The sequence below is a fragment of the Mesorhizobium sp. B1-1-6 genome (assembly GCF_006443035.1).
Classification (GTDB): Bacteria; Pseudomonadota; Alphaproteobacteria; order Rhizobiales; family Rhizobiaceae; genus Mesorhizobium.
In genome coordinates, this window is the sequence record NZ_VFWR01000001.1 from 604571 (window position 1) to 626688 (window position 22118).

The 22118-nt window shown below is 63.3% G+C and carries 21 protein-coding genes and 1 pseudogene; 7 read left to right on the forward strand and 15 right to left on the reverse strand.

Features of this window, described 5'->3' with window-relative positions; all coding sequences use genetic code 11:
- Positions 1-129 precede the first annotated feature (129 nt).
- From FJ979_RS03110 to FJ979_RS03120, 3 genes are all read left to right on the forward strand, one after another.
- On the forward strand, positions 130-1062 hold the full coding sequence (locus tag FJ979_RS03110) for an alpha/beta hydrolase (RefSeq protein WP_140580023.1): 933 nt from the start codon (positions 130-132) through the stop codon (positions 1060-1062).
- A gap of 80 nt (positions 1063-1142) precedes the next feature.
- Entirely contained in the window at positions 1143-2315 is a 1173-nt protein-coding gene (locus tag FJ979_RS03115) for a CaiB/BaiF CoA-transferase family protein (protein WP_140567409.1), read from the forward strand.
- Entirely contained in the window at positions 2312-3961 is a 1650-nt protein-coding gene (locus tag FJ979_RS03120) for a thiamine pyrophosphate-binding protein (RefSeq protein ID WP_140580024.1), read from the forward strand. Before FJ979_RS03115 ends, FJ979_RS03120 begins: the two co-directional genes overlap by 4 nt.
- A gap of 87 nt (positions 3962-4048) precedes the next feature.
- Here the strand turns inward: FJ979_RS03120 and FJ979_RS03125 are convergent, their stop codons facing one another.
- The 5 genes from FJ979_RS03125 to FJ979_RS03150 form a co-directional block, all read right to left on the reverse strand.
- Positions 4049-4498: a CHRD domain-containing protein gene (locus tag FJ979_RS03125; RefSeq protein ID WP_140557483.1), complete on the reverse strand. Its 450-nt coding sequence runs from the start codon at positions 4496-4498 to the stop codon at positions 4049-4051.
- A gap of 184 nt (positions 4499-4682) precedes the next feature.
- On the reverse strand, positions 4683-5654 hold the full coding sequence (locus tag FJ979_RS03130; protein WP_140580025.1) for an ABC transporter substrate-binding protein: 972 nt from the start codon (positions 5652-5654) through the stop codon (positions 4683-4685).
- A gap of 37 nt (positions 5655-5691) precedes the next feature.
- Positions 5692-6846: an ABC transporter permease gene (locus FJ979_RS03135; RefSeq protein WP_140580026.1), complete on the reverse strand. Its 1155-nt coding sequence runs from the start codon at positions 6844-6846 to the stop codon at positions 5692-5694.
- Positions 6843-7721 carry an ABC transporter permease gene (locus tag FJ979_RS03140; protein WP_140580027.1) on the reverse strand — a complete coding sequence of 293 codons (879 nt, stop codon included), beginning with the start codon at positions 7719-7721 and terminating at the stop codon, positions 6843-6845. The genes FJ979_RS03135 and FJ979_RS03140 overlap by 4 nt, the downstream gene beginning before the upstream one ends.
- Positions 7722-8088: 367 nt before the next feature.
- The gene (locus tag FJ979_RS03150; RefSeq protein WP_140516662.1) at positions 8089-8880 is read right to left on the reverse strand and encodes an ABC transporter ATP-binding protein; all 792 of its coding nucleotides are present in this window, start codon (positions 8878-8880) and stop codon (positions 8089-8091) included.
- Positions 8881-9010: 130 nt separating this feature from the next.
- Between FJ979_RS03150 and FJ979_RS03155 the strand changes: the two genes are divergently transcribed.
- Positions 9011-9415 carry a cupin domain-containing protein gene (locus FJ979_RS03155; RefSeq protein WP_140495129.1) on the forward strand — a complete coding sequence of 135 codons (405 nt, stop codon included), beginning with the start codon at positions 9011-9013 and terminating at the stop codon, positions 9413-9415.
- Positions 9416-9743: 328 nt separating this feature from the next.
- Here the strand turns inward: FJ979_RS03155 and hydA are convergent, their stop codons facing one another.
- The 4 genes from hydA to FJ979_RS03180 all read right to left on the reverse strand — a co-directional run bounded on the left by hydA (position 9744) and on the right by FJ979_RS03180 (position 14392).
- On the reverse strand, positions 9744-11195 hold the full coding sequence (gene hydA / locus FJ979_RS03165) for a dihydropyrimidinase (RefSeq protein ID WP_140557476.1): 1452 nt from the start codon (positions 11193-11195) through the stop codon (positions 9744-9746).
- 64 nt (positions 11196-11259) lie between these two features.
- Complete coding sequence (locus FJ979_RS03170; RefSeq protein WP_140580028.1) at positions 11260-12510, reverse strand: Zn-dependent hydrolase; 1251 nt, start codon at positions 12508-12510, stop codon at positions 11260-11262.
- Positions 12511-12936 (reverse strand): endonuclease domain-containing protein, encoded by a 426-nt coding sequence (locus tag FJ979_RS03175; protein ID WP_246679270.1) that lies wholly within the window; start codon positions 12934-12936, stop codon positions 12511-12513. It abuts the gene before it with no gap.
- A gap of 127 nt (positions 12937-13063) precedes the next feature.
- Complete coding sequence (locus FJ979_RS03180; RefSeq protein WP_140495122.1) at positions 13064-14392, reverse strand: aspartate aminotransferase family protein; 1329 nt, start codon at positions 14390-14392, stop codon at positions 13064-13066.
- Positions 14393-14619: 227 nt separating this feature from the next.
- Between FJ979_RS03180 and FJ979_RS03185 the strand changes: the two genes are divergently transcribed.
- Positions 14620-15255 carry a TetR family transcriptional regulator C-terminal domain-containing protein gene (locus FJ979_RS03185; RefSeq protein ID WP_140495120.1) on the forward strand — a complete coding sequence of 212 codons (636 nt, stop codon included), beginning with the start codon at positions 14620-14622 and terminating at the stop codon, positions 15253-15255.
- Between the two features lie 15 nt (positions 15256-15270).
- On the opposite strand, the gene FJ979_RS03190 is transcribed toward FJ979_RS03185, so the two are convergent.
- A complete protein-coding gene (locus tag FJ979_RS03190) occupies positions 15271-16143 on the reverse strand; it encodes a helix-turn-helix transcriptional regulator (protein ID WP_140580030.1) in 873 nt (290 codons plus the stop codon).
- Positions 16144-16244: 101 nt separating this feature from the next.
- Between FJ979_RS03190 and FJ979_RS03195 the strand changes: the two genes are divergently transcribed.
- On the forward strand, positions 16245-17087 hold the full coding sequence (locus tag FJ979_RS03195; protein ID WP_140580031.1) for an SDR family NAD(P)-dependent oxidoreductase: 843 nt from the start codon (positions 16245-16247) through the stop codon (positions 17085-17087).
- Positions 17084-17806, forward strand: a complete 723-nt coding sequence (locus tag FJ979_RS03200) for an SDR family oxidoreductase (protein WP_140580032.1) — start codon at positions 17084-17086, stop codon at positions 17804-17806. The genes FJ979_RS03195 and FJ979_RS03200 overlap by 4 nt, the downstream gene beginning before the upstream one ends.
- Positions 17807-17815: 9 nt before the next feature.
- On the opposite strand, the pseudogene FJ979_RS03205 reads toward FJ979_RS03200, so the two are convergent.
- The 5 genes and pseudogenes from FJ979_RS03205 to FJ979_RS03225 all read right to left on the reverse strand — a co-directional run bounded on the left by FJ979_RS03205 (position 17816) and on the right by FJ979_RS03225 (position 22041).
- Positions 17816-18193, reverse strand: a pseudogene (locus tag FJ979_RS03205) (DoxX family protein).
- 69 nt (positions 18194-18262) lie between these two features.
- The gene (locus tag FJ979_RS03210; protein ID WP_140495113.1) at positions 18263-18721 is read right to left on the reverse strand and encodes a carboxymuconolactone decarboxylase family protein; all 459 of its coding nucleotides are present in this window, start codon (positions 18719-18721) and stop codon (positions 18263-18265) included.
- Between the two features lie 11 nt (positions 18722-18732).
- Positions 18733-19251, reverse strand: coding sequence for an Rrf2 family transcriptional regulator (locus FJ979_RS03215; protein WP_140557468.1), 519 nt, complete (start codon positions 19249-19251; stop codon positions 18733-18735).
- Positions 19252-19360: 109 nt separating this feature from the next.
- Positions 19361-20674: an NAD-dependent dihydropyrimidine dehydrogenase subunit PreA gene (gene preA, locus FJ979_RS03220; RefSeq protein ID WP_140495109.1), complete on the reverse strand. Its 1314-nt coding sequence runs from the start codon at positions 20672-20674 to the stop codon at positions 19361-19363.
- A gap of 2 nt (positions 20675-20676) precedes the next feature.
- Complete coding sequence (locus FJ979_RS03225; protein ID WP_140495107.1) at positions 20677-22041, reverse strand: NAD(P)-dependent oxidoreductase; 1365 nt, start codon at positions 22039-22041, stop codon at positions 20677-20679.
- Positions 22042-22118 lie beyond the last annotated feature (77 nt).

The window sequence follows — 22118 nt, forward strand, 5'->3', positions numbered from 1 at the left end:
TGCGATATTCCACCGGCCAGATGCAAGAAACATCATCGCGAGAAATCCGGAATGGCGGATTGACGCTGAACCGGCCCCGGCGCAAACAAGGCCGGCGCCACCGAGGCGGGCCAGGGTGGAAATCACTGAATGTCATTCAGCCAGCAGCGCATGGTCCGTTCGCCGACCGGCGCCGACCTCAATCTTCTGGTCCGGCAGGCCGACGGCCATCCGCGCGCCGTCATCCAGATCAATCACGGGCTGGCAGAGCATGCGGCGCGCTATGATCGTTTTGCCGAATTCCTGGGCGCGCGCGGCTTTAGTGTCTATGTTCACGATCATCGCGGCCATGGCACAACGAAGGCACCCGACGCACCGCTGGGCAGGTTCGCGCATGAGGACGGCCCCGCCAAGGTCATCGCCGATGTCGGCGCCATCCATGATCTCATCGCCGGGGAGCAGCCGGGCCTGCCCGTCATCCTGTTCGGCCATTCGATGGGCGCGTCCGTGGCGCTGAACTTTCTCCTGGCCCATTCGAACCGCGTTCACGCCGCCGCCATCTGGAATGGCAATTTTTCAGCTGGCCTGCTCGGGCAGGTGGCGCTCGGCATCCTTGCATGGGAAAGGATGCGGCTCGGCTCGGACGTCCCATCGCGCCTGCTGCCGAAGCTCACCTTCCAGGCCTGGCGCAAGGCGGTGCCCAACCACCGGACCTTGTTCGACTGGCTGTCACGCGACGGGGCCGAGGTCGACAAATACATCGCCGACCCGCTATGCGGCTGGGACGCCTCGGTGTCGATGTGGCGCGATGTCGTCCAGATGGCGCTCAATGGCGGCAGGGACGCCGGTTTCGTCGGCGTTCGGCGCGACCTGTCCGTCAGCGTCGTGGGGGGCGAAAAAGACCCTGCCTCGGATTATGGCAAGGGGATCATCCAGCTTGCCGGACGCATGCGCAAAATGGGCTTTTCGAATCTCGTTTCAAAGGTTTACAGCGAGACCCGCCACGAAAGCTTGAACGAGGTGAATCGCGACATCGTCATGGACGATTTCGCAGCGTGGGCCGAAACCGCCTTGAAGCGATGAAGCGTTGGCCCATCGCAAGAGCCGTGACAGCGGCAATCTCTGTTGATAGAGGCTTCGGTTCCGACCAATTCTGGTGATCTATGGCTGAGCCCCCGCTGAAAGGCGTCCGCGTCGTCGAACTCGCCCGCATCCTTGCCGGGCCCTGGGCCGGGCAGTTGCTTGCCGATCTCGGCGCCGACGTCATCAAGGTCGAAAGCCCTGATGGCGGCGACGACACCCGCAAATGGGGCCCGCCCTTCGTCATGGGCAAGGATGGCGAGAACCTGTCGGCCGCCTATTACCATTCCTGCAATCGCGGCAAGCGCTCCATCGCCATTGATTTTTCGACACCGCAGGGCGCCGAAACCGTGCGCCGGCTGGTGACAACGTCTGACGTGCTGATCGAAAACTTCAAGCTTGGCGGTTTGAAGAAATACGGACTCGACTATGACAGCCTGCGCAAGATCAATCCGCGCCTCGTTTATTGCTCGATCACCGGATTCGGCCAGGACGGTCCGTACGCGCCGCGCGCCGGCTACGATTTCATCATCCAGGGCATGGCCGGCATGATGTCGATCACCGGCGAGGCGGGGCGCGAGCCGCAGAAGGCCGGCGTCGCCATCTCCGACATCTTCACTGGCCTCTATTCCGTCATCGCCATCCAGGCGGCCCTTCGCCACGCCGAAAAAACCGGCGAAGGCCAGCACATCGACATGGCATTGTTCGACACCCAAATCTCGGCGCTCGGCAATCAGAACCTCAACTATCTCGTCTCCGGCAAGTCGCCTGTGCAGATAGGCAACGCGCATATGAACATCGCTCCCTACGAGGTGCTGCCGGTCCGGGACGGTCACATCATCCTGGCGGTCGGCAATGACGGCCAGTTCGCCAGGTTCTGCGCGGTGGTCGGGCTGGACGAATTGCCCGGCAATCCCGATTTCGCCACCAATCCGGCCCGCGTCGCCAACCGGGCGGCGCTACGCGAGCGGATCGTCGAGGCGCTGAAGACCAAGGATCGCGACCCGCTGCTGGCCAAGCTGGAAGCGGCCAGCGTGCCGGCGAGCCCGATCAACACGATCGGACAGATGTTCGCCGACCCGCAGGCGATCGCGCGCGGCATGCGGCTCGATCTCGACGACGGCCATGGCAATCTTCTGCCCTCGGTTCGCGCACCGATGATCATGTCCGAAACACCGCTCGTCTATGAGCGCCCCTCGCCCCGCCTGGGCGAACATACTGACGAAATCCTTGCCGAACTGGAGAGAGCAAAATGAAAACCGGCGGACAATTGATCGTCGACGCGCTCGAGGCCAACGGCACCGACCGTATCTTCTGCGTGCCAGGCGAATCCTACCTCGCGGTGCTCGACGCGCTGCACGATTCGGCGATCCGCACCATCGTCTGCCGCCAGGAGGGTGGCGCCGCCATGATGGCCGACTGCCAAGGCCGCCTGACCGGCAAACCCGGTATCTGCTTCGTCACCCGCGGCCCCGGCGCCACCAATGCCTCCGCCGGCATCCATATCGCCATGCAGGATTCAGTTCCCGTGATCCTGTTCATCGGCCAGGTCGCCAGCCACGCCAAGCAGCGCGAGGCCTTCCAGGAAGTGGACTATGTCAGGTTCTTTGGCGACATCGCAAAATGGGTGGTAGAGATCGACGATGCGTCGCGTATTCCCGAATTCGTCACCCGCGCCTTTGCCGTGGCGACCTGCGGACGCCCAGGTCCCGTCGTCATCTCGCTGCCGGAAGACATGCTGACCAGTGTCGTCGATGCACCGGCCGCGATCGCCTACACCCCGGTCGAGACCAGCCCCGCCGAAGCCGAACTCGACCGGCTCGAGGCGCTGCTCAATGCCGCCAAACGACCGATCGCGATCCTGGGCGGCACACGTTGGGATTTCCAGGCTGTTCAGGAAATCACCCGCATCGCCGAGGCGTGGTCGCTACCGGTCGGCTGCTCCTTCCGCCGCCAGATGCTGTTCGATCATCTGCACCCGAACTATGCCGGCGATGTCGGCATCGGCATCAACCCGAAGCTGGCGACAGCAATCAAGCAGGCCGATCTGGTGCTGCTGATCGGTGGCCGCATGGGCGAGATGCCGTCCTCGGACTATACGCTGCTGAAGAGCCCCTACCCTGACCAGACGCTGGTCCATGTCCACCCCGATGCCGGCGAACTAGGCCGCGTCTACCGTCCAACGCTTGCGATCAACGCCTCGCCCGCCGCCTTCGTGCGCGCCTTCGCCAACCGGAAGGGACCGGCATCGCCGGGCTGGGCGGCGGAGACGGCAAAGCTCCATGCCGCTTATCTCGACTGGTCGACCCCACCGGAAAGCGGTCCGGGCGCCGTCCAGATGGGGCCGATCATGACCTATCTCGAAACGGTGCTGCCCGACGATGCCATCCTGACCAACGGCGCCGGCAACTACGCCACGTGGGTGCACCGCTTCCATCGCTTCCGCCGCTTTGCCACACAGGGCGCGCCGACCTCAGGCTCGATGGGTTACGGAACGCCGGCGGCGGTAGCGGCCAAGGCGCTTTATCCGGATCGCACCGTAGTCGCTTTCGCCGGCGACGGCTGCTTCCTGATGAACGGGCAGGAATTCGCCACCGCCGTACAATACGGGTTACCGATCATCGTCATCGTCGTCAATAATGGCATCTACGGCACCATCCGCATGCACCAGGAGCGTGAATACCCCGGGCGGGTGGTGGCCACGGACCTCAAGAATCCGGACTTCGCCGCCCTGGCGCGTGCCTATGGTGGCCATGGCGAAACGGTGGAGAAAACCGCCGACTTCGCCCCTGCCTTCGAGCGTGCTCGCGCCAGCGGCAAGCCGGCAATCGTCGAAATCCGGCTCGATCCGGAGGCAATCACCCCGACCCGAACGATGACGCAGATAAGAGACAAGGCCTGAAAGTCGGTTTCCGGCAGGAGAAAGGGCGGCGCTGTCCCGCAAAGCTTTCGCAAGCAAATACGGGCGCGCGCCCCGAGCGACGTCGCGTTACATCGACGCCGCCGCCTTTTCGATCTGACCGCGGATCTCGCCGTCCTTGTTGGCCGCGGTGTGTATGTTGACGTAATATTTGCCGGCTTCCAGATCGGTCACCTGCGTATCGGTCAATGTCGCCGATCCCTTGATCGGGCTCTTGAGTTTTTTGAACGGGATTACGGGGTCCGCATTTTCCCCCTTCGCGGCCGGGCCATGAATATGTGCGGCCGTCGCCGGCCCGCTGAGGCCGGAGTATTTGACGTTCCAACTGAGTTTCTTCTTGGCGGTGTCAAAGGTGAATGTGGCGGTTCCCTTGCCCTTGGTGGTAACGGGTGGGCTCTGCTGGCTGCCATCGAGCGTCGCCTTGAACTTCATCATGTCGGCCAGGGCCGGCGACGCGAACAGGAAAGCGGTCGAAATGGCCAGCGCCGAAAGCGTCGGCAAGACGGTCTGTGTGCGCATGAAGAACCTCCGATTGGCTGTAGCATCCGCCGTGGCTCCCCGCACGCGCATGCCTCCGACGCAACGCTCGGCCGCCCCAATGTATCCAGGCACACGCTTTTGTGATTTGGCCGCATGAAAAAGGGGCGGTCGCCCGCCCCTCCAACATCGTCCATCAAGCCCCGTCACGAGGCCGCTTTGAGGCCTACTTGATCGCCTTGTCGGTGATCGCGGTGGTATAGGCGCCCTTCGGCTCCTTGGTGATGATCTTCTGGTCGAGCAACGCCTTGGCGGTACGCTCATAGGTCGCCGGGTCGAGCTTGCCGTCGGCATTGTCGATGAGCTTGGCGACTTCGCTCATCATACGCTTCTGGTGATTCTCGTCCTGGCCGCCACCATCCATGACGATCTCCGCCGCTTCGTCATTGTTGTCGACGGCGTATTTCCAACCCTTCATCGAGGCGCGCACGAAACGCACCATCTTGTCCTCGAAGGCCGGATCCTTGAGCTTGTCCTCCGAGGCATAAAGCCCGTCCTCGAGCAGGTCGTTGCCCATCGCCGAGTAGTTGAACACGGTGAGTTGCTCCGGGTTGTAGCCGGCGTCGATCAGCTGCCAATATTCATTGTAGGTCATGACCGAGATGCAATCCGCCTGCTTCTGAATCAGCGGCTGCACGTCAAAGCTCTGCTTGAGAACGGTGACGCCGTCCGGGCCGCCATCGGTCTTGAGGCCAAGCTTGTTCATCCAGGCGTAGAACGGATATTCGTTGCCGAAGAACCAGACGCCGAGCGTGTGGCCCTTGAAGTCGGCTTCGGTCTTGATCGGGCCGTCTTTCGGACAGACCAGTTCCATGCCGGCCTTCTTGAACGGCTGGGCGATGTTGACCAGCGGCACGCCCTTTTCGCGGGCTGCCAGCGCGCCGCCCATCCAGTCGACGATGACATCGGCGCCGCCGCCGGCGATCACCTGCTCGGGCGCAATGTCGGGACCGCCCGGCTTGATGTCGACGTCGAGACCCTCGGCCTCGTAGAAGCCCTTCGCCTTGGCGACGTAATAGCCGGCAAACTGGGCCTGCGTGACCCATTTCAGCTGCAACGTCACCTTGTCGGCGGCCATTGCCTGGAACGCGGCCAGCGACATCGCGCCGGCCAGTACAGGAACAATCAGTCTTTTCATTTTTTCCCTCTGGAGTTAGTGCCCAAACCCACCGCCCCTATCCACCACGGACAGAGGGATGCCAAAACGTGACGGCTCTTTCGACAAGAGCGACCACACCATAAAAGACCGAACCCGCAAGGGCTGCAACTGCGATTTCGGCCCAGACCATGTCGATGTTCATCCGTCCGACTTCGGTCGAGATGCGGAAGCCCATGCCGACGACGGGCGTGCCGAAGAACTCGGCGACGATGGCGCCGATCAGCGCCAGCGTCGAGTTGATCTTCAGCGCGTTGAAGATGAAGGGAGCGGCGGCCGGCAGCCTGAGCTTGATAAGCGTCGGCCAGTAGCCCGACGCATAGGTGCGCATCAGGTCGCGCTCCATATGGCCGGACGCGGCCAGACCGGCGACGGTGTTCACCAGCATCGGGAAGAAGGTCATGATGATGACGACAGCCGCCTTGGACTGCCAGTCGAAGCCGAACCACATCACCATGATCGGCGCCACGCCGATGATCGGCAGCGCCGAGACCATGTTGCCGATGGGCAGCAGGCCGCGCCGCAGGAACGGCACCCGGTCGGCGAGAATGGCCGTGACAAAGCCGGCGCCGCTGCCCACGATATAGCCGAAGATAACAGCCTTGAAGATGGTCTGCCGGACATCGGCGCCAAGGATCGGCAGCGAACTGGCGATGCGCGCGCCGATGGCGCTCGGCGGCGGCAACAGGATGAACGGGATGCCGGCGCCACGCGTCACCGCTTCCCAGATGATCAGGATCCAGGCGCCGAAGATGGCGGGGATGATCAGGCGCAGCGCCGTGCGCATCCAGCTTGCGGTGGGGTGCAGTCCCGATAGCACCGCGACGCAGCGCCAGCCAAGCAGCCAGGCGGCCGTGAGCAGCACGAAATACGGCGCCAGTGCCGTGCCTTCGAAACCAGCGATACCTGAGATCAGCAGCCAGGCGACGAGGTGGGCGCCGACGAACAGTACGACCGCTTCCACAAAGCGCGAAATCCTGATCATCGAGACCAGGGCCGTCAGCATGGCAAGGCCAAACATCAGGCCCTTCGTTCCGAGATAGGGATAGTTGGCGCTGGTTGTCGGGTCCGCTAGCGCCGCCGCTTCCGGCTTCGACATGGCGCCGAGTGCGACCGCCATCAGGCACAGCACGATGGCCAGCACAGCCTGCCAGGAAGGCTTCAGCCGGTTCATGCCGGCCTCCCGCCCATGGCGCGGTCGACGAGGCGCCCGGCAATGCCGACCACCATGACCAGCAGCGCGGCCACGATCGAGCCCGCGACAAGCGCCGACCAGATGTCGATGGACTGGCTGTAATAGGCGCTAGCGAGCAGCTTGGCGCCGATGCCGGCGACGGCGCCCGTCGGCAGTTCGCCGACAATGGCGCCGACCAGACTGGCCGCCACCGCCACCTTCATCGAGGTGAACAGGAACGGCACCGAGGCCGGCACGCGCAGCTTCCAGAAGGTCTGTGCACGGCTGGCATTGTAGGTGTGCATCAGGTCGAGATGCATGATCTCGGGCGAGCGCAGGCCTTTCACCATGCCAACCGTCACCGGGAAGAACGACAGATAGGTCGAAATCATCGCCTTCGGGATCAGGCCGGTGATGCCGATCGCCGCCAGCACCACGATGATCATCGGCGCCACCGCCAGGATCGGGATGGTCTGCGAGGCGATGATCCATGGCATCAGGCTGCGGTCGAGCGTCGCCACATGTACGATGCCCACCGCGATGATGATGCCGAGCGCCGTGCCGAAGGCAAAGCCCAGCAGCGTCGAGGACAGCGTCACCCAGGCATTGTAGACCAGGCTGCGGTTCGAAGTGACGTTGCGCAGGAACGTGTTCTCGAAAAAGTTCACCGCCACCTGGTCCGGCGCCGGCAGCGTCGGCTTCGGCTGCGAGAGCGTCTTGCCGATGAACTCGACGGTGCCGGGCGTTTCGTTGGCACGTTGGTCGAGATCGCGCTGGAACGGCGTGTTGAGTATGACGGCGAAGACGTACCAGAGTACGACCACGCCGGCGAGGATGGAGGTTACCGGGATGACCTTTGAGCGGAAGGTGTCCATCTAGCGCCGCCCTTCTCCTCTCCCCACCGGGGAGAGGGTGGCCGGAGCGAAGCGGAGGTCGGGGGCCCTTGCCTTCGTCATCCTAGGGCGAAGCAAGGAGCGAAGCGACGCGGCGCAGACCCTAGAATCCATGCCGTTACCTCTCCGCTCCGCGACCATTCGGAATATGGCTCCCTCCGCGCCGCTTAGCCTGCCGAATATTCTCGACTGTTTGCGCCTTTCGGCAGGCGTCACGGCATGGATCCTAGGGTCTACGTATGCCGCTTCGCGGCTACTCCGCCCTAGAATGACGAAGGCGTAGGTGGCCGCTCCTTCGTGAGGTGGAGGCGCCTTTCGGGGCGCTGCCGCGAGTCCATCCTGCCCCCGCTCAATCATCATAGCTGTGCCCTGCCCTTAAGCCGTCTCGCACCCGTGCGGCGATCGCCAGGAACTCCGGCGTCTCGCGGATGTCGAGTGGCCGCTCCTTCGGCAGCGTCGATTCGATGACGTCGCTGACGCGGCCCGGGCGCGGCGACATGACGACGATGCGCGTCGATAAATACACCGCCTCGGGAATGGAGTGCGTGACGAAGCAGATGGTCTTGTTGGTGCGCGCCCACAATTGCAGCAATTGCTCGTTGAGATGGTCGCGCACGATCTCGTCCAGCGCGCCGAACGGCTCGTCCATCAACAGAAGGTCGGCATCGAAGGCGAGCGCGCGAGCGATCGAGGCGCGCTGCTGCATGCCGCCGGAAAGCTGCCAAGGATACTTCTTCTCGAAGCCGGAAAGGTTGACGAGATCGAGCGTGCGCCTGATCCGCTCTCCCTGCTCCGCCCCGGACAGACCCATGATCTCCAGCGGCAGCGCGACGTTGCGCTCGATGGTGCGCCAGGGAAACAGGGCGGCGGCCTGGAAGACATAGCCGTAGGCGCGTTTCTCGCGCGCCTGTTCTGCTGTCATGCCGTTGACCGAAATGGTCCCCGAGGTCGGCTTCTCAAGATCGGCGATGACCCGCAGCAAGGTCGTCTTGCCGCAGCCCGACGGCCCGATGAAGGAAACGAACTCACCCTTGCCGATGGTCAGGTCGACATTGGACAGCGCCTGTACCGGCCCGTCATTGGTCTGGAAGGTCAGGCCAAGCTTGCTTGCCGCGACGACGGCTGGCGAAATCCCCGTCATCGGCCGCGGCCTGCCTGTTCCTGCCCCTTTAGTGCCGGCCCGATTCCGATTGCTTTTATCGCGATGTTGTTTTCCACTCGCCCAGTCCCATTGGTCTTGTTCCACTCATTCGACGCCCGGAGTTTCCCCGATGTCGCCTCAACCCACTTGCCATCTTATCCGCCCTGAAAGCTCTTATGAAGGCAAGCAGGGATTGACCTATTTCGCCGGTATCGCCACCGAGTCGGTCGGCTCATCTGGTATCTGCATGCATGTGCTCACCATGCCGCCCGGCGCCCGCGCTAAGGCGCATCTGCATGAGAACCATGAAACGGCGATCTACGTGCTCTCCGGCGAGGTCCATACCTGGTACGGCGACCGGCTTGAGAACCACATCGTCGCCAAAGCCGGCGACCTCTTCTACATTCCGGCCGGCGTGCCGCATCTGCCCGCCAATCTGAGTGGGGCCCCGTCTTCGGCCGTCATTGCCCGCACCGATCCCAAAGAGCAGGAAAGCGTCGTCCTGCTGCCGGAACTGGATGCATTGGTCGCCTGAAGCCGGCCTTGCGGGGCTAGGCGCCCATCGGCCAATTGCTTGAGGTTTGCGCTGCCCCTCATCGCCCTGCCGGGCACTTCTCCACGTATCGGGACGGGGAGAAGGACGATTTCGCGAAGGATTTCGCCAATTTCCAGCGTTGCCGGAAAGGGCGCCAAGATTGCGTTCAGTTCCCTTCTCCCCGTCCCTATACGGGGAGAAGGCGCCGGCAGGCGGATGAGGGGCAGCACCAACTTCGGCAATCATCGGCACCGGGAAACTTCCCCGCAGACGGTGCCGTCCTTGTCGGCGATCATCAGTTTCTTGGCGCTTTTCGAGCTGCGCAAACTCAAACCCCAGTCGCCGGAATGCCTGTCCGCTCCACCTTGCGCGGCGCGGTGATCTCCTTCCAGGTCGACAGTGCCCGGTTGACCGCCGCGTTCGGCTCGCGGCCGACGAACTGGCCATGGCCAGGCTTGGCCTTCACCTCGGTCTCCTCGATCGACAATTCGCCACGCGAGAAGACAAAGCGCGGCAAGCCGGTCACTTCGACGCCTTCGAAGACATTGTAGTCGATGACCGACTGCTGCTTCTTCGAAGAAATCGTCTTCTTGCGCTTGGGGTCCCACACGATGATGTCGGCATCCGCGCCTTCGACAATGGCGCCCTTTTTCGGGTACATGTTGAGGATCTTGGCGATGTTGGTCGAGGTTACGGCGACGAATTCGTTCATCGTCAGCCGCCCGGTGTTGACGCCCCTGGTCCACAGCACCGGCATGCGATCCTCGAGGCCGCCCGTGCCGTTCGGGATCTTGGTGAAATTGCCGACGCCGAAGCGCTTCTGGTCCGTGGTGAAGGCGCAGTGGTCGGTCGCCACCACCTGCAACGATCCCGCCTGCAGGCCGGCCCACAGCGAATCCTGGTGTAATTTGTTGCGGAAGGGCGGGCTCATCACGCGGCGCGCCGCATGGTCCCAGTCCTTGTCGAAATACTCACTCTCGTCCAGCGTCAGGTGCTGGATCAGTGGCTCGCCGAACACCCGCATGCCTTTCTGACGCGCCCGGCGGATGGCCTCGTGCGCCTGCTCGCAGGAAACATGCACGACGTAGAGCGGCACGCCGGCCATGTCGGCAATCATGATGGCGCGGTTGGTCGCCTCGCCTTCCACTTCCGGCGGGCGCGAATAGGCGTGCCCCTCCGGGCCATTGTTGCCGGCGGCAAGCAACTTCTGCGAGAGCGCCGCAACCACGTCGCCATTCTCGGCATGCACCAGCGGCAGCGCGCCGAGCTCGGCGCAGCGCTGGAACGACGCATACATCTCGTCGTCGTCCACCATCAGCGCGCCCTTGTAGGCCATGAAATGCTTGAACGAGGTGATGCCCTTGTCGACGACGGTGGCCATCTCGTCGAACACCTGCTTGCCCCACCAGGTGATCGCCATGTGGAAGGAATAATCGCAGGACGCCTTCGAGGTCTTGTTGTCCCACATCTGCAAGGCCTCGAGCAGCGACTGCTGCGGCGACGGCAGGCAGAAATCGACCACCATCGTCGTGCCGCCGGCTAGTGCCGCGCGCGTGCCGGACTCGAAATCGTCGGCCGAATAGGTGCCCATGAACGGCATTTCGAGATGAGTATGCGGATCGATACCACCTGGCATGACATAACAGCCGGTGGCGTCGAACTCATGGTCGCCGTGTAGGTCGGAGCCAATGGCGACGATCTTGCCGTGCTGCATCAGCACGTCGGCCTTCCATGTGCGGTCGGCGGTAACGATGGTGCCGTTTCTGATGACTTTGGTCATTTTTCTCGTTCCCTTGTTCCTTCGCGCTTCTTGCGAGCAGCGTTTGGAAATCCAGCTTTCCAGCTTACTCCACGATGACCGCTGTCTCCACCACGGCATGGAACAGCACGTCGGCTCCTGCCGCCGCCCATTCCTTGGAGATCTCCTCGGCCTCGTTGTGGCTGAGACCGTCGACGCAGGGGCACATCACCATGGCGGTCGGCGCGACGCGGTTGATCCAGCAGGCGTCGTGGCCCGCGCCCGAGACGATGTTGCGGTGCGTGTAGCCGAGCCGGTCGGCGGCATCACGGATCGCCTTGACGCAGCCCTTGTCAAAGGTGACCGGATCGAAATGGCCGACCTGCTCGATCTTGTACTGGATGTCGAGCGCCTCGCATATCGTGTCGATGCCTTCGCGGATGCGCCCATCCATGGCGTCGAGCACTTCCTTCTCCGGCGAGCGGATGTCGATGGTGAAGACCGTGCGCCCGGCGATGATGTTGCGCGAGTTCGGATAGACTTCCATGTGGCCGACCGCGCCGACGGCGTCCGGCTGGTAGTCCATGGCAATCTCGTGCACCAGTTCGATCACGCGCGCCATGCCGAGCCCGGCATTGCGGCGCTTGGGCATCGGCGTCGAGCCGGTATGCGCCTCCTTGCCGGTCAGCGTCACCTGCAGCCATTTCAGCCCCTGTCCATGGGTGACGACGCCGATGTCGATGCCTTCGTCCTCGAGGATAGGCCCTTGCTCGATATGCAGTTCGAAAAAGGCGTGGATCTTGCGATCGCCGACCTTCTCCGTGCCCTTCCAGCCGATGCGCTCCAGTTCCTCGCCGAATTTCTTGCCGTTCTTGTCCGTATGATCGTAGACGTCGGCCTGGTCGAGCACACCGGCGAATACGCCGGACGCCATCATCGCCGGGGCAAAGCGCGAGCCTTCCTCGTTGGTCCAGTTCGTGACCACGATCGGATGTTTGGTCTTGATGCCGAGATCATTGAGCGAGCGCACGACTTCCAAGCCGCCGAGCACGCCGAGCACGCCGTCATACTTGCCGCCGGTCGGCTGCGTGTCGAGATGGCTGCCGACATAGACCGGCGGCAGGCTGGGGTCGGCGCCTTCGCGCCTGGCAAACATGGTGCCCATCTCGTCGATGCCCATTTCGAGCCCGGCGGCATCGCACCAGCGCTTGAACAGATGCCGGCCCTCGCCGTCCTCGTCGGTCACGGTCTGGCGATTGTTGCCACCGGCAATGCCGGGGCCGATCTTCGCCATCTCCATGATGGAATCCCACAAACGGTCTGAATTGATTCGCAGATTCTCGCCGGGTGCGGCCATTCAAAACCTCTCCAATTGCGTGGCGTTCCCCTCCCCCTTGAGGGGAGGGTGGCCGCGAAGCGGTCGGGTGGGGTCGCCGGACATGCGCTCGACCTTCCCTTTGACCACCTGCGCAACATGCCAAGGGTTGTTTATGACATCGGGCTCATCGACGCGAAAGACATCAAAGCCGAGCGAGCGCAGAAAGGCATCACGAACGGCATCATGCCGCTTGCCCTTCTCGTGTTCGTGCAGATCGCCATCAACTTCAACGATCAGCTTCACGGCGAGGCAGGCAAAGTCAACGATATAAGGCCCGATCGGACACTGACGACGAAACTTGATGCCGGCCGATTTCAGCTCGCGCAGTTCATACCAGAGCAAGGATTCACCCCTGGTTGCGTGAACTCGAAGCGCGCGCGCCTTTTGGCGCATTTCGTAGCTCACGCGAGTGCGGGGCATCAACGGCAGCCTCGCGGCAACAGATCAGGTCGGCACCCCGTCGCACCGACCCCACCCGACCGCTTCGCGGCCACCCTCCCCTCGAGGGGGAGGGATATCCGCGCCCAGTTCTTCAATCGATCGACCTCAGTACCTCACGCACATGATCGATCAGTTCGTTGATCTGGCCCTTGGTGATGATCAGCGGCGGCGACAGCGCGATGATGTCGCCGGTAGTGCGGATCAGCGCGCCGCGCTCGAACGCCTTGACGAAGGCCGAGAAGGCACGCTTGGTCGGCTGCCCGGCGATCGGCGCCAGCTCGATCGCACCGATCAGGCCGATGTTCCTGATATCGATGACATGCGGCTCGCCCTTCAGCGAATGCAGCGCGTCTTCCCAATAGGGCGCCAGTTCCTCGCCGCGTGTGAGCAGGCCCTCTTCCTTGTAGGTGTCGAGCGTGCCGAGCGCCGCGGCGCAGGCGATCGGATTGCCGGAATAGGTGTAGCCGTGGAAGAACTCGATCATGTGCTCGGGGCCGGTCATGAAGGCGTCGTGGATTTCCTTCTTCACGAACACCGCGCCCATCGGGATGACGCCGTTGGAGACGCCCTTGGCGGTGGTCATGATATCAGGCGTGACGCCGAAATAATCGGCCGCGAACGGCGCGCCAAGACGGCCGAAACCGGTGATGACCTCGTCGAAGATCAACAGAATGCCGTGCTTGGTGCAGATTTCGCGCAGCTTCTGCAAATAGCCCTTGGGTGGCAGGATGACGCCGGTGGAGCCAGCGACCGGCTCGACGATGACGGCCGCGATGGTCGAGGCGTCATGGAGCGCAACGATGCGCTCCAGCTCGTTGGCAAGCTCCGCGCCATGTTCCGGCACGCCCTTGGAGAAGGCGTTCTTCTCCGGCAGGTGGGTGTGCGGCATATGGTCGACGCCGCCGAGCAGCGTGCCGAACATCTTGCGGTTGGTGACGATGCCGCCGACCGAGATGCCCCCGAAATTGACGCCGTGATAGCCGCGCTCGCGTCCGATCAGACGGGTGCGCGAGCCCTCGCCCTTCACGCGGTGATAGGCGATCGCCATCTTCAATGCGGTCTCGACCGATTCCGAACCGGAATTGGTGAAGAACACGTGATCCATGCCCTTCGGCGCGACGTCGACCAGGCGGTTGGCCAGTTCGAACACGATCGGGTGGCCCATCTGGAAGGCCGGAGCGTAGTCGAGCTCGGCGGCCTGCTGCTGGATCGCCTCGGTGATCTTGGGCCGGCAATGGCCGGCATTGACGCACCAGAGGCCGGCGGTGCCGTCCAGCACCTTGCGGCCGTCGCTGGTCGTGTAGTGCATGTCCTTGGCGGACACGAACATGCGCGGCGCCTGCTTGAACTGCCGGTTTGCCGTGAACGGCATCCAGAATGCACTGAGATCGTTCGGCGTGACTTTCAGCCGGTTGGACATGACCAAGACTTCCCCTTGTAACCTGTTTCGGTACGTCCAACGCTTGGTCTTTGCCGCGCTTTCGTGCTACGCAAATTTTTGACCGATTGGACAAACGTTAGCACCGCCCTGTCGGCGGTCAAGGGATTACTAGCGGAAATGCGGCTCCTGAAGTGCGTTCCACAGGCCGGGGAAAAACTGGTCCAGAGAATTGGGCCAGACCGCTTTCAACACGAGGGCGCGCAACGGTGAACACCAGCACGGAAGCCCCTCGCCGCACCCGCATCCAGCAGGAGAAGCGCGAACTCATTCTCGAAGCCGCGCTCGAGGTGTTCTCCACCAATGGCTTCCGCGGCTCGACCATCGACCAGATCGCCGAAGCCGCTGGGATGTCGAAGCCCAACCTGCTCTATTACTTTCGCCGCAAGGAAGACATTCACGAGACGCTGATGCAGCGCCTGCTCGACACATGGCTGGCGCCGCTCAGAGAACTCGACGACATCGGCGATCCCCTGACCGAGCTCAGGAGCTACATCAGGCGCAAGCTTGAAATGGCGCGCGATTTTCCGCGCGAGAGCCGGCTGTTCGCCAACGAGATTCTGCAGGGCGCACCACGCATCATGCCCTTGCTGACCGGCGAACTGAAGACGCTGGTCGACGAGAAGGCAACCGTCATCAAGGGCTGGATGCGCGCCGGCAAGATCGCCAGGACGGATCCTTGGCACCTGATCTTCTCGATATGGGCGACGACCCAGCACTATGCCGATTTCGACGTCCAGGTCCGCGCCGTGCTCGGCCCGAACCGCGGCGGCGACGGCCGCTTCGAGGACGCAGCGAGATTCCTGGAGCAATTATTTCTCGACGGGTTGAAGCCGAAGGCCTGACCCTGCGCTGAAGGCTCAGGCGCTGCGCCGCTCGGCCGGCAGTGCATCAAGCAAGCTCTGCAGCTTGGCGATCGAGTTCTGCTCGGCCAGCGGCGTGTAGACGACCAGCCGCATGTCGGATCCATCGTCAATCGACAGGCGCATATGCTCGAAGGCCATGGCGCCGGCCGTCGGATGGCGGACGTGCTTCAGACCCGTCAGCTTTCGCGCTACGTCACGTCGGGGCCACCAATCGCGGAACTCGGGGCTCGAGCGCATCATCAGCGCGATCAGCCGGTCGAAATCGGGATCACCGACATATTTGGCGCTTTCGGCGCGAAACGAAGCGAGCACCACGCGAGCAAGCTCTTCCCAGTCGACGAGCAGGCGACGGTGCTGCGGGCTTGTAAACACCATGTGGACGATGTTGCGGGCGTCGCCTTCCAGCAAGCCATAATCGCCGAACACCGCGACGGCTGCCGGGTTCCAGGCGAGCACGTCCCAGCGCCGGCCAACCACATAAGCGGGTTGCAGCACAAGACTTTGCAGCATGTGCAGCAACGGCCCGTCGACCTTTTCGGGCGTTGCCCCACGACGCTCCGGCTGTTGGCGGCCGGCGAGGATGAACAAATGCCGCTTCTCGACAGCGTCGAGGCGCAGCGCCTCGCAGAGCGCCGCCAGCACCTCCACCGAGGGCCTGACATCCCTGCCTTGTTCCAGCCAGGTGTACCAGGTGGTGCCGACACCGGCGATCATCGCCACCTCCTCGCGCCGCAGGCCCGGCGTGCGCCGCCGCGCGCCGCAGGCAATGCCGGCGGCCTGTGGCGAAAGCCTCTCGCGGCGCGAGCGCAGGAAGGCGCCGAGCTCGCGCCGGCGGCTGTCTTCAGCGGAATGGGAAGGAGCATCCATGACCCTATTATAGCAGTACCGATACCAGGATAAAGTTTGAACTGTTTGGCGCGCACCCGCTGCCCCATCTTCTGTCGGGAGCGACGAATGGAGGCTCAAACATGGACCTGAAAGACAAGACAATCCTGATCACCGGCTCGACCGATGGTGTCGGCCGGGTCGTCGCGCAACGGCTGGGCGCAGGTGGCGCCCGGGTGCTGGTGCACGGGCGCGACGCAGCGCGCGGCAAGGCGGCGGTCGCGGACATCGAGGTGGCCGGCGGCAAGGCCGAGTTCTTCGCAGCCGACCTCGCCTCGCTGGCCCAGGTGCGCCGGCTCGCCGAGGCCGTGCGTGAAAAAACCGCTCGGCTCGACATCCTCATCAACAATGCCGGTGTCGGTACGGTTGGCCAAAACGCCAAAAGGCAGGTCAGCGCCGACGGCTATGAACTGCGCTTCGCCGTCAACTATCTCGCCGGCTTCCTGCTTACGGAGGGATTGCTGCCCCTGCTGAAGGCCAGCGCGCCGGCGCGTATCGTCAACGTCGCCTCGGCGGGCCAGCAGGCCATCGACTTTAGCGACGTCATGCTTACCCATGGCTACAGCAGCGTGCGCGCCTACTGCCAGAGCAAGCTGGCGCAGATCCTGTTCACCATCGATCTCGCCGAGCAGCTCAAGGGCAGCGGGGTTACTGTGAACGCCCTGCACCCGGCGAGCTACATGAACACCACGATGGTCCGCCAGGCAGGCGTCACGCCATGGAGCTCGGTGGAGACCGGCGCCGAGGCCATTGTCAATCTCGCCACCTCCCCCGCGCTCGAAGCGCGCAGCGGCCTCTATTTCGACGGCCTGCGCGAATCCCGCGCCGACGCCCAGGCTTACGACGCCAGAGCAAGACAACAATTGCGCGACTTGAGCCTCGACCTGGTCGGGCAGGCTACAGTGAAGAGGGAAGAGCGTTCATGACCAGCAAGATCGAACATACAGTCGTCATCGGCGGCTCGTCCGGGATCGGCCTGGCGACCGCGCGCAAACTGCTCGGCCCCGGCATGAAGGTGACCATCACCGGACGCAATCAGGACAAGCTCGTCAGCGCATGGAAAAGTCTCGGTGGCGCCGTCGACAAGGCGGCGTTCGATGCCGCCAAGCCCGACGAGGTGCGCCAATTCTTCGAGCGCATCGGCCCGTTCGACCATCTCGTTCTGGCGGCGAGCGGCGGCAAGGGCCTTGGCCCGTTCGAAACACTCGACCTTGCCGATATCGCTGGCGGCGTCGACGAAAAGGTGCGGCCGCAATTATCCTGCTTGCAGGCGGCCTTGCCAACGCTGGACAAATCAGGATCGGTCACCTTCATCTCGGCGGTATCCGCCCAGCTCGCCACGCCGGGCGTCGCCGGCATCGGCGCCGTCAATGGCATGCTCCTGACGGTGGCACCCATCCTGGCCGTCGAGCTGAAGCCACTGCGCGTCAACGTCGTGGCGCCCGGCGTCATCGACACGCCCTGGTGGGACTTTCTGCCGGACGAGCAGCGGCAGGCGATCTTTGCCGACTATGCCGGCAAGACACCGGTCGGCCGCATCGGCCGCGCCGAGGACGTCGCCTGGGCCATAGCCTTCCTCGTCTCCAACGGCTTCATGACCGGCCAGGTGCTGACCTGCGATGGAGGTTTGCGGTTCGCGGCCTAGCTGCAACCGTCAAAGCGACTGGGCGATCAGTGTCAGGAAGCCGCCGCTCAGCGCGACATTGCCAACAAAACCATTGATACGCGACGCACGCTCCTGTCCCTGATGATCCTAGAAATTGTGGAACATCGGCGTGGCGACGATCAGGAACAGCACCAGCACCGCACAGGCAGTGGCGGTCCAGAAGCCCGTCACCACCAGCACGCCGGCGACGATCTGCAACACGATGCCGGCCCAAAGTGCCAGCCGCGCCTGCGGCACACCGCGCGCGACCATCAGCCCCGTCAAGAAGCCCGCGTTCTGGATGTTGCGCAAGCCGGCGAAGACAAACCCGCCGCCAAGCAACAGCCGGCCGAGAACCAACAAGGCGGCGGGTAAATCGGCAAGCATCAAACGCTCTCCCTTTGAAATAATGGGAGCGCCGCCTCCCTTGGCGGCGCTCCGATCGTGATCGAACAATCAGGCGGCCTTGGCGGCAGGCATCGGATGAATGGCGTGGAACGGAATGCAAAGCCGGTTCCAGGTATTGATCATGCCCAGCGCCACGGAGAGCTTGACCAACTCCTCTTCCGAGAAATGTTCCAGCGTGCGGGCATAGAGTTCGTCCGAAACACCATTGTTGGCGATCAGCGTCACGGCCTCGGTCCAGGCCAAAGCGGCGCGCTCACGCTCCGAAAACAGCGGCGATTCCTTCCAGGCTGAAACCAGATAAAGCCGCTGTTCGGTCTCGCCGTCGCGCCTCGCCTCGCGGCTGTGCATCTCGACACAGAAGGAGCAGCCATTGATCTGTGAGGCCCTGAGCTTGATCAGGTGCAGCAGGCTTTCCTCGAGCCCGCATTCGTCGACCGCCTTGTTGAGCGCCGATACCGCTTTCATGATCTCGGGCGCCTTGGCGAAGAACTGGAGCCTCTGTCTCATCATCTTTCCTTTCATACTTGCTTGGTTGAACTGGATTTCTGCTGCCGCTGGTGGCGCTCGGTGAAAGCGCAGCTTGCCGCGACCGACCGCGGATCGGCGCCTTTCATGAAGTCCGCCACGATGTCGGACAGCCTGACCTCGGCCAGCGCCGCGCGATAGGCGCGCTCCGCCTTCAGCATCGCAGCATTGATGCCGCACGGCCTGACATAGGCCGATGCATCGAGTTTCGTCGGGCCGCGCTGGCGGATTTCGCCGCATCGGAAAGCCGGCTCGCGCCCTTCGACCGCCAGCACGATGTCCAGCAGCGTGATGCGTTCGGCCGGTTTCGCCAACCGGTAGCCGCCCGCCGGCCCAGGAACGGATTCCAGGATGCGCGCAGCGGTGAGCATGTTGAGATGTTTCAGGAGATAGCTCGGCGACAGGCCAAACGCCTCCGCCAGGGCCGCACCTGGCATGGTGCTGTCGCCATCGACGCCAGCCAGCGTCGCCGCGCAGTGGATGGCCGCTTCGACGCCATCGCCGAGTTTCATGATACCAATCTCCAATACATGGATAACTTATATCCTGGATATTTTGTATCTGCAATAGCAAAATGAAAACGGCGCCCGAGGACGCCGCTTTTTCCTTGATTGTTCCGCCCTACTCCGCCGCCACCTTGGCCATTGGGTTGTTCGGGTGCGTGGTCCAGTTGGCGTAGACCGGCGACACAGGCATGCCGGTGCGCTGGTCCATCACCCCGGCGGCCAGCGGCTCCATGGTGATGCAGTTGTCAACCGGGCAGACATTGACGCAAAGATTGCAGCCGACGCATTCGGCCTCGATCACCTCGAAATGCCTGACGCCGTCGACCATGCTGGTGATCGCCTGATGCGAGGTGTCCTCGCAGGCGATGTGGCAGCGGCCGCATTTGATGCAGGCATCCTGGTCGATATGCGCCTTGGCGACATAGTTGAGGTTGAGATACTGCCAGTCCGTGACATTGGGCGTGGCACGGCCGATGATGTCGTCGAGCGAGCGATGGCCCTTCTCGTCCATCCAGTTTTCGAGACCGGCGATCATCTCCTGCACGATCTTGAAACCGTAGGTCATCGCGGCCGTGCACACCTGCACGTTTCCGGCGCCGAGCGCCATGAACTCGGCAGCGTCGCGCCAGGTGGTGATACCGCCAATGCCGGAGATCGGCAGCCCCTGCGTTTCGGGGTCGCGCGCGATCTCGGCCACCATGTTCATGGCGATCGGCTTCACCGCAGGGCCGCAATAACCGCCATGCGAGCCCTTGCCGTCGATGGTCGGCATCGGCGCGAAGCTGTCGAGATCGACGCCGGTGATCGAGTTGATGGTGTTGATCAGCGACACCGCGTCGGTGCCGCCGGCATGTGCTGCTCGCGCCGGCTTGCGGATATCGGTGACGTTGGGCGTCAGCTTGGTGATGACGGGCATGCGCGTGTACTGCTTGCACCAGCGCACAACCATTTCGATATATTCCGGCACCTGGCCGACGGCGGCGCCCATGCCGCGCTCCGACATGCCGTGCGGGCAGCCGAAATTGAGCTCGATGCCGTCGGCGCCGGTTTCCTCGACAAGCGGCAGGATCGCCTTCCAGCTTTCCTCGACGCAAGGCACCATGATCGAGGCGATCAGCGCCCGGTCGGGCCACTCCATCTTGACCTGCTTCATCTCACGCAGATTGGTCTGCAAGTCGCGGTCGGTGATCAGCTCGATGTTGTTGAGGCCGAGCAGACGGCGGTCGGCGCCCCAGATCGCGCCGTAGCGTGGGCCATTGACGTTGACCACCGGCGGGCCCTCTTCGCCCAGCGTCTTCCAGACGACACCGCCCCAACCGGCCTTGAAGGCGCGCACGACATTGTAGGCCTTGTCGGTCGGCGGCGCCGAGGCCAGCCAGAACGGATTGGGCGATTTGATGCCGACGAAATTATTCCTGATATCTGCCATGCTCATGCCCTCCCGTTCGAGGTCAGTGCCCGGTGAATGGATTCCGCCGCATCACGCCCTTGCGCCACGGCCGAGACGGTCAGGTCGTCGCCACCGAATATGCAGTCGCCGCCGGCCCAGACCTTGGCCAGCGAGGTGCGCCCTTCCGCATCGACCTTGATGCGCCCGGCCTCGAGCTCGATCGCAGCACCGCTGCCGTTGAGCGCAGCGGGGACGAAACTCTGTCCGATCGCCTTGAACACCTGGTCGGCAACGAGGGTCAGCGTCTCGCCGGTGCCGGCAAGACTGTCGCCGTTCATGGCGGTGTATTCAAGCTCGATGGCATTGACCTTGCCGCCTTCGGCAATCACCCGCTTCGGCTGTAGCCAGTGTCGGATGACGACGCCGTTGGCGGCCGCCAGGTCCTGCTCGAATTCGGAAGCATTCATATGTTCCTGGCCGCGCCGGTAGCAGATCGTCACCTCCTCGGCGCCAAGCAGCTTCGACTGCACCGCGGCATCGATCGCCGTCATGCCGCCGCCGATGACGACGACGCGGCGGCCGACCGGCAGGCCGGAGAGATCGCTGGCTTGGCGCAGCTCGGAGATGAACTCGACGGCGTTGGTGACGCCCACGGCGGCCTCGCCATCGGCGCGCAGCGCATTGACGCCGCCGAGCCCCATGCCCAGAAACACCGCGTCATAATTGCGGATCAGGTCGGAGAGCTGATAGTCGCGGCCGAGCGCCTTACCGTTCTGGATATCAATCCCGCCAATCGAGGTGACGTACTCGACCTCGGCTTGGGCGAAATTGTCGACGCTCTTATAAGCGGCGATGCCGTATTCGTTGAGCCCGCCCGCCTTCGCGCGCGCTTCCAGGATTGTGACGTCGTGGCCATGGCGGGCGAGCCGATGTGCGGCGGCAAGGCCGGCCGGCCCGGCGCCCACCACGGCGACCGCCTTGCCTGTCGGTGCGGCACGTGGATAAAATTGCCTGTTCTCGCTCATCGCGATATCGGTGGCATAGCGCTGCAGCCGACCGATCTGCACCGGCTTGCCTTCCGCCACTTCGCGCACGCAGACCTCCTCGCACAGCGTTTCGGTCGGGCACACGCGGGCGCACATGCCGCCCAGAATGTTCTGGTCGAAAATGGTCTTGGCCGAGCCGATCGGATTGCCCGTGGAGATCTGGCGGATGAACAGTGGAATGTCGATCGAGGTCGGGCATGCGTTCATGCACGGCGCGTCGTAGCAGAAATAGCAGCGGTCGGCTTCGACCAGCGCCTCGTGGTGGTCGAGCGGCGGATGCAGGTCGGAAAAATTGTCCGCATACTGATCGGCAGGCAGCCGGCCGCCTGCAATGCCTTCCCTGAACTGGCCTTCTGCCATCGTCAGTTCCCCTTGTTTTCGTTTTAGGGAAGGCTAGCACGTTTTATTTTTTTATCAATTGGTCAATTTTCTACATA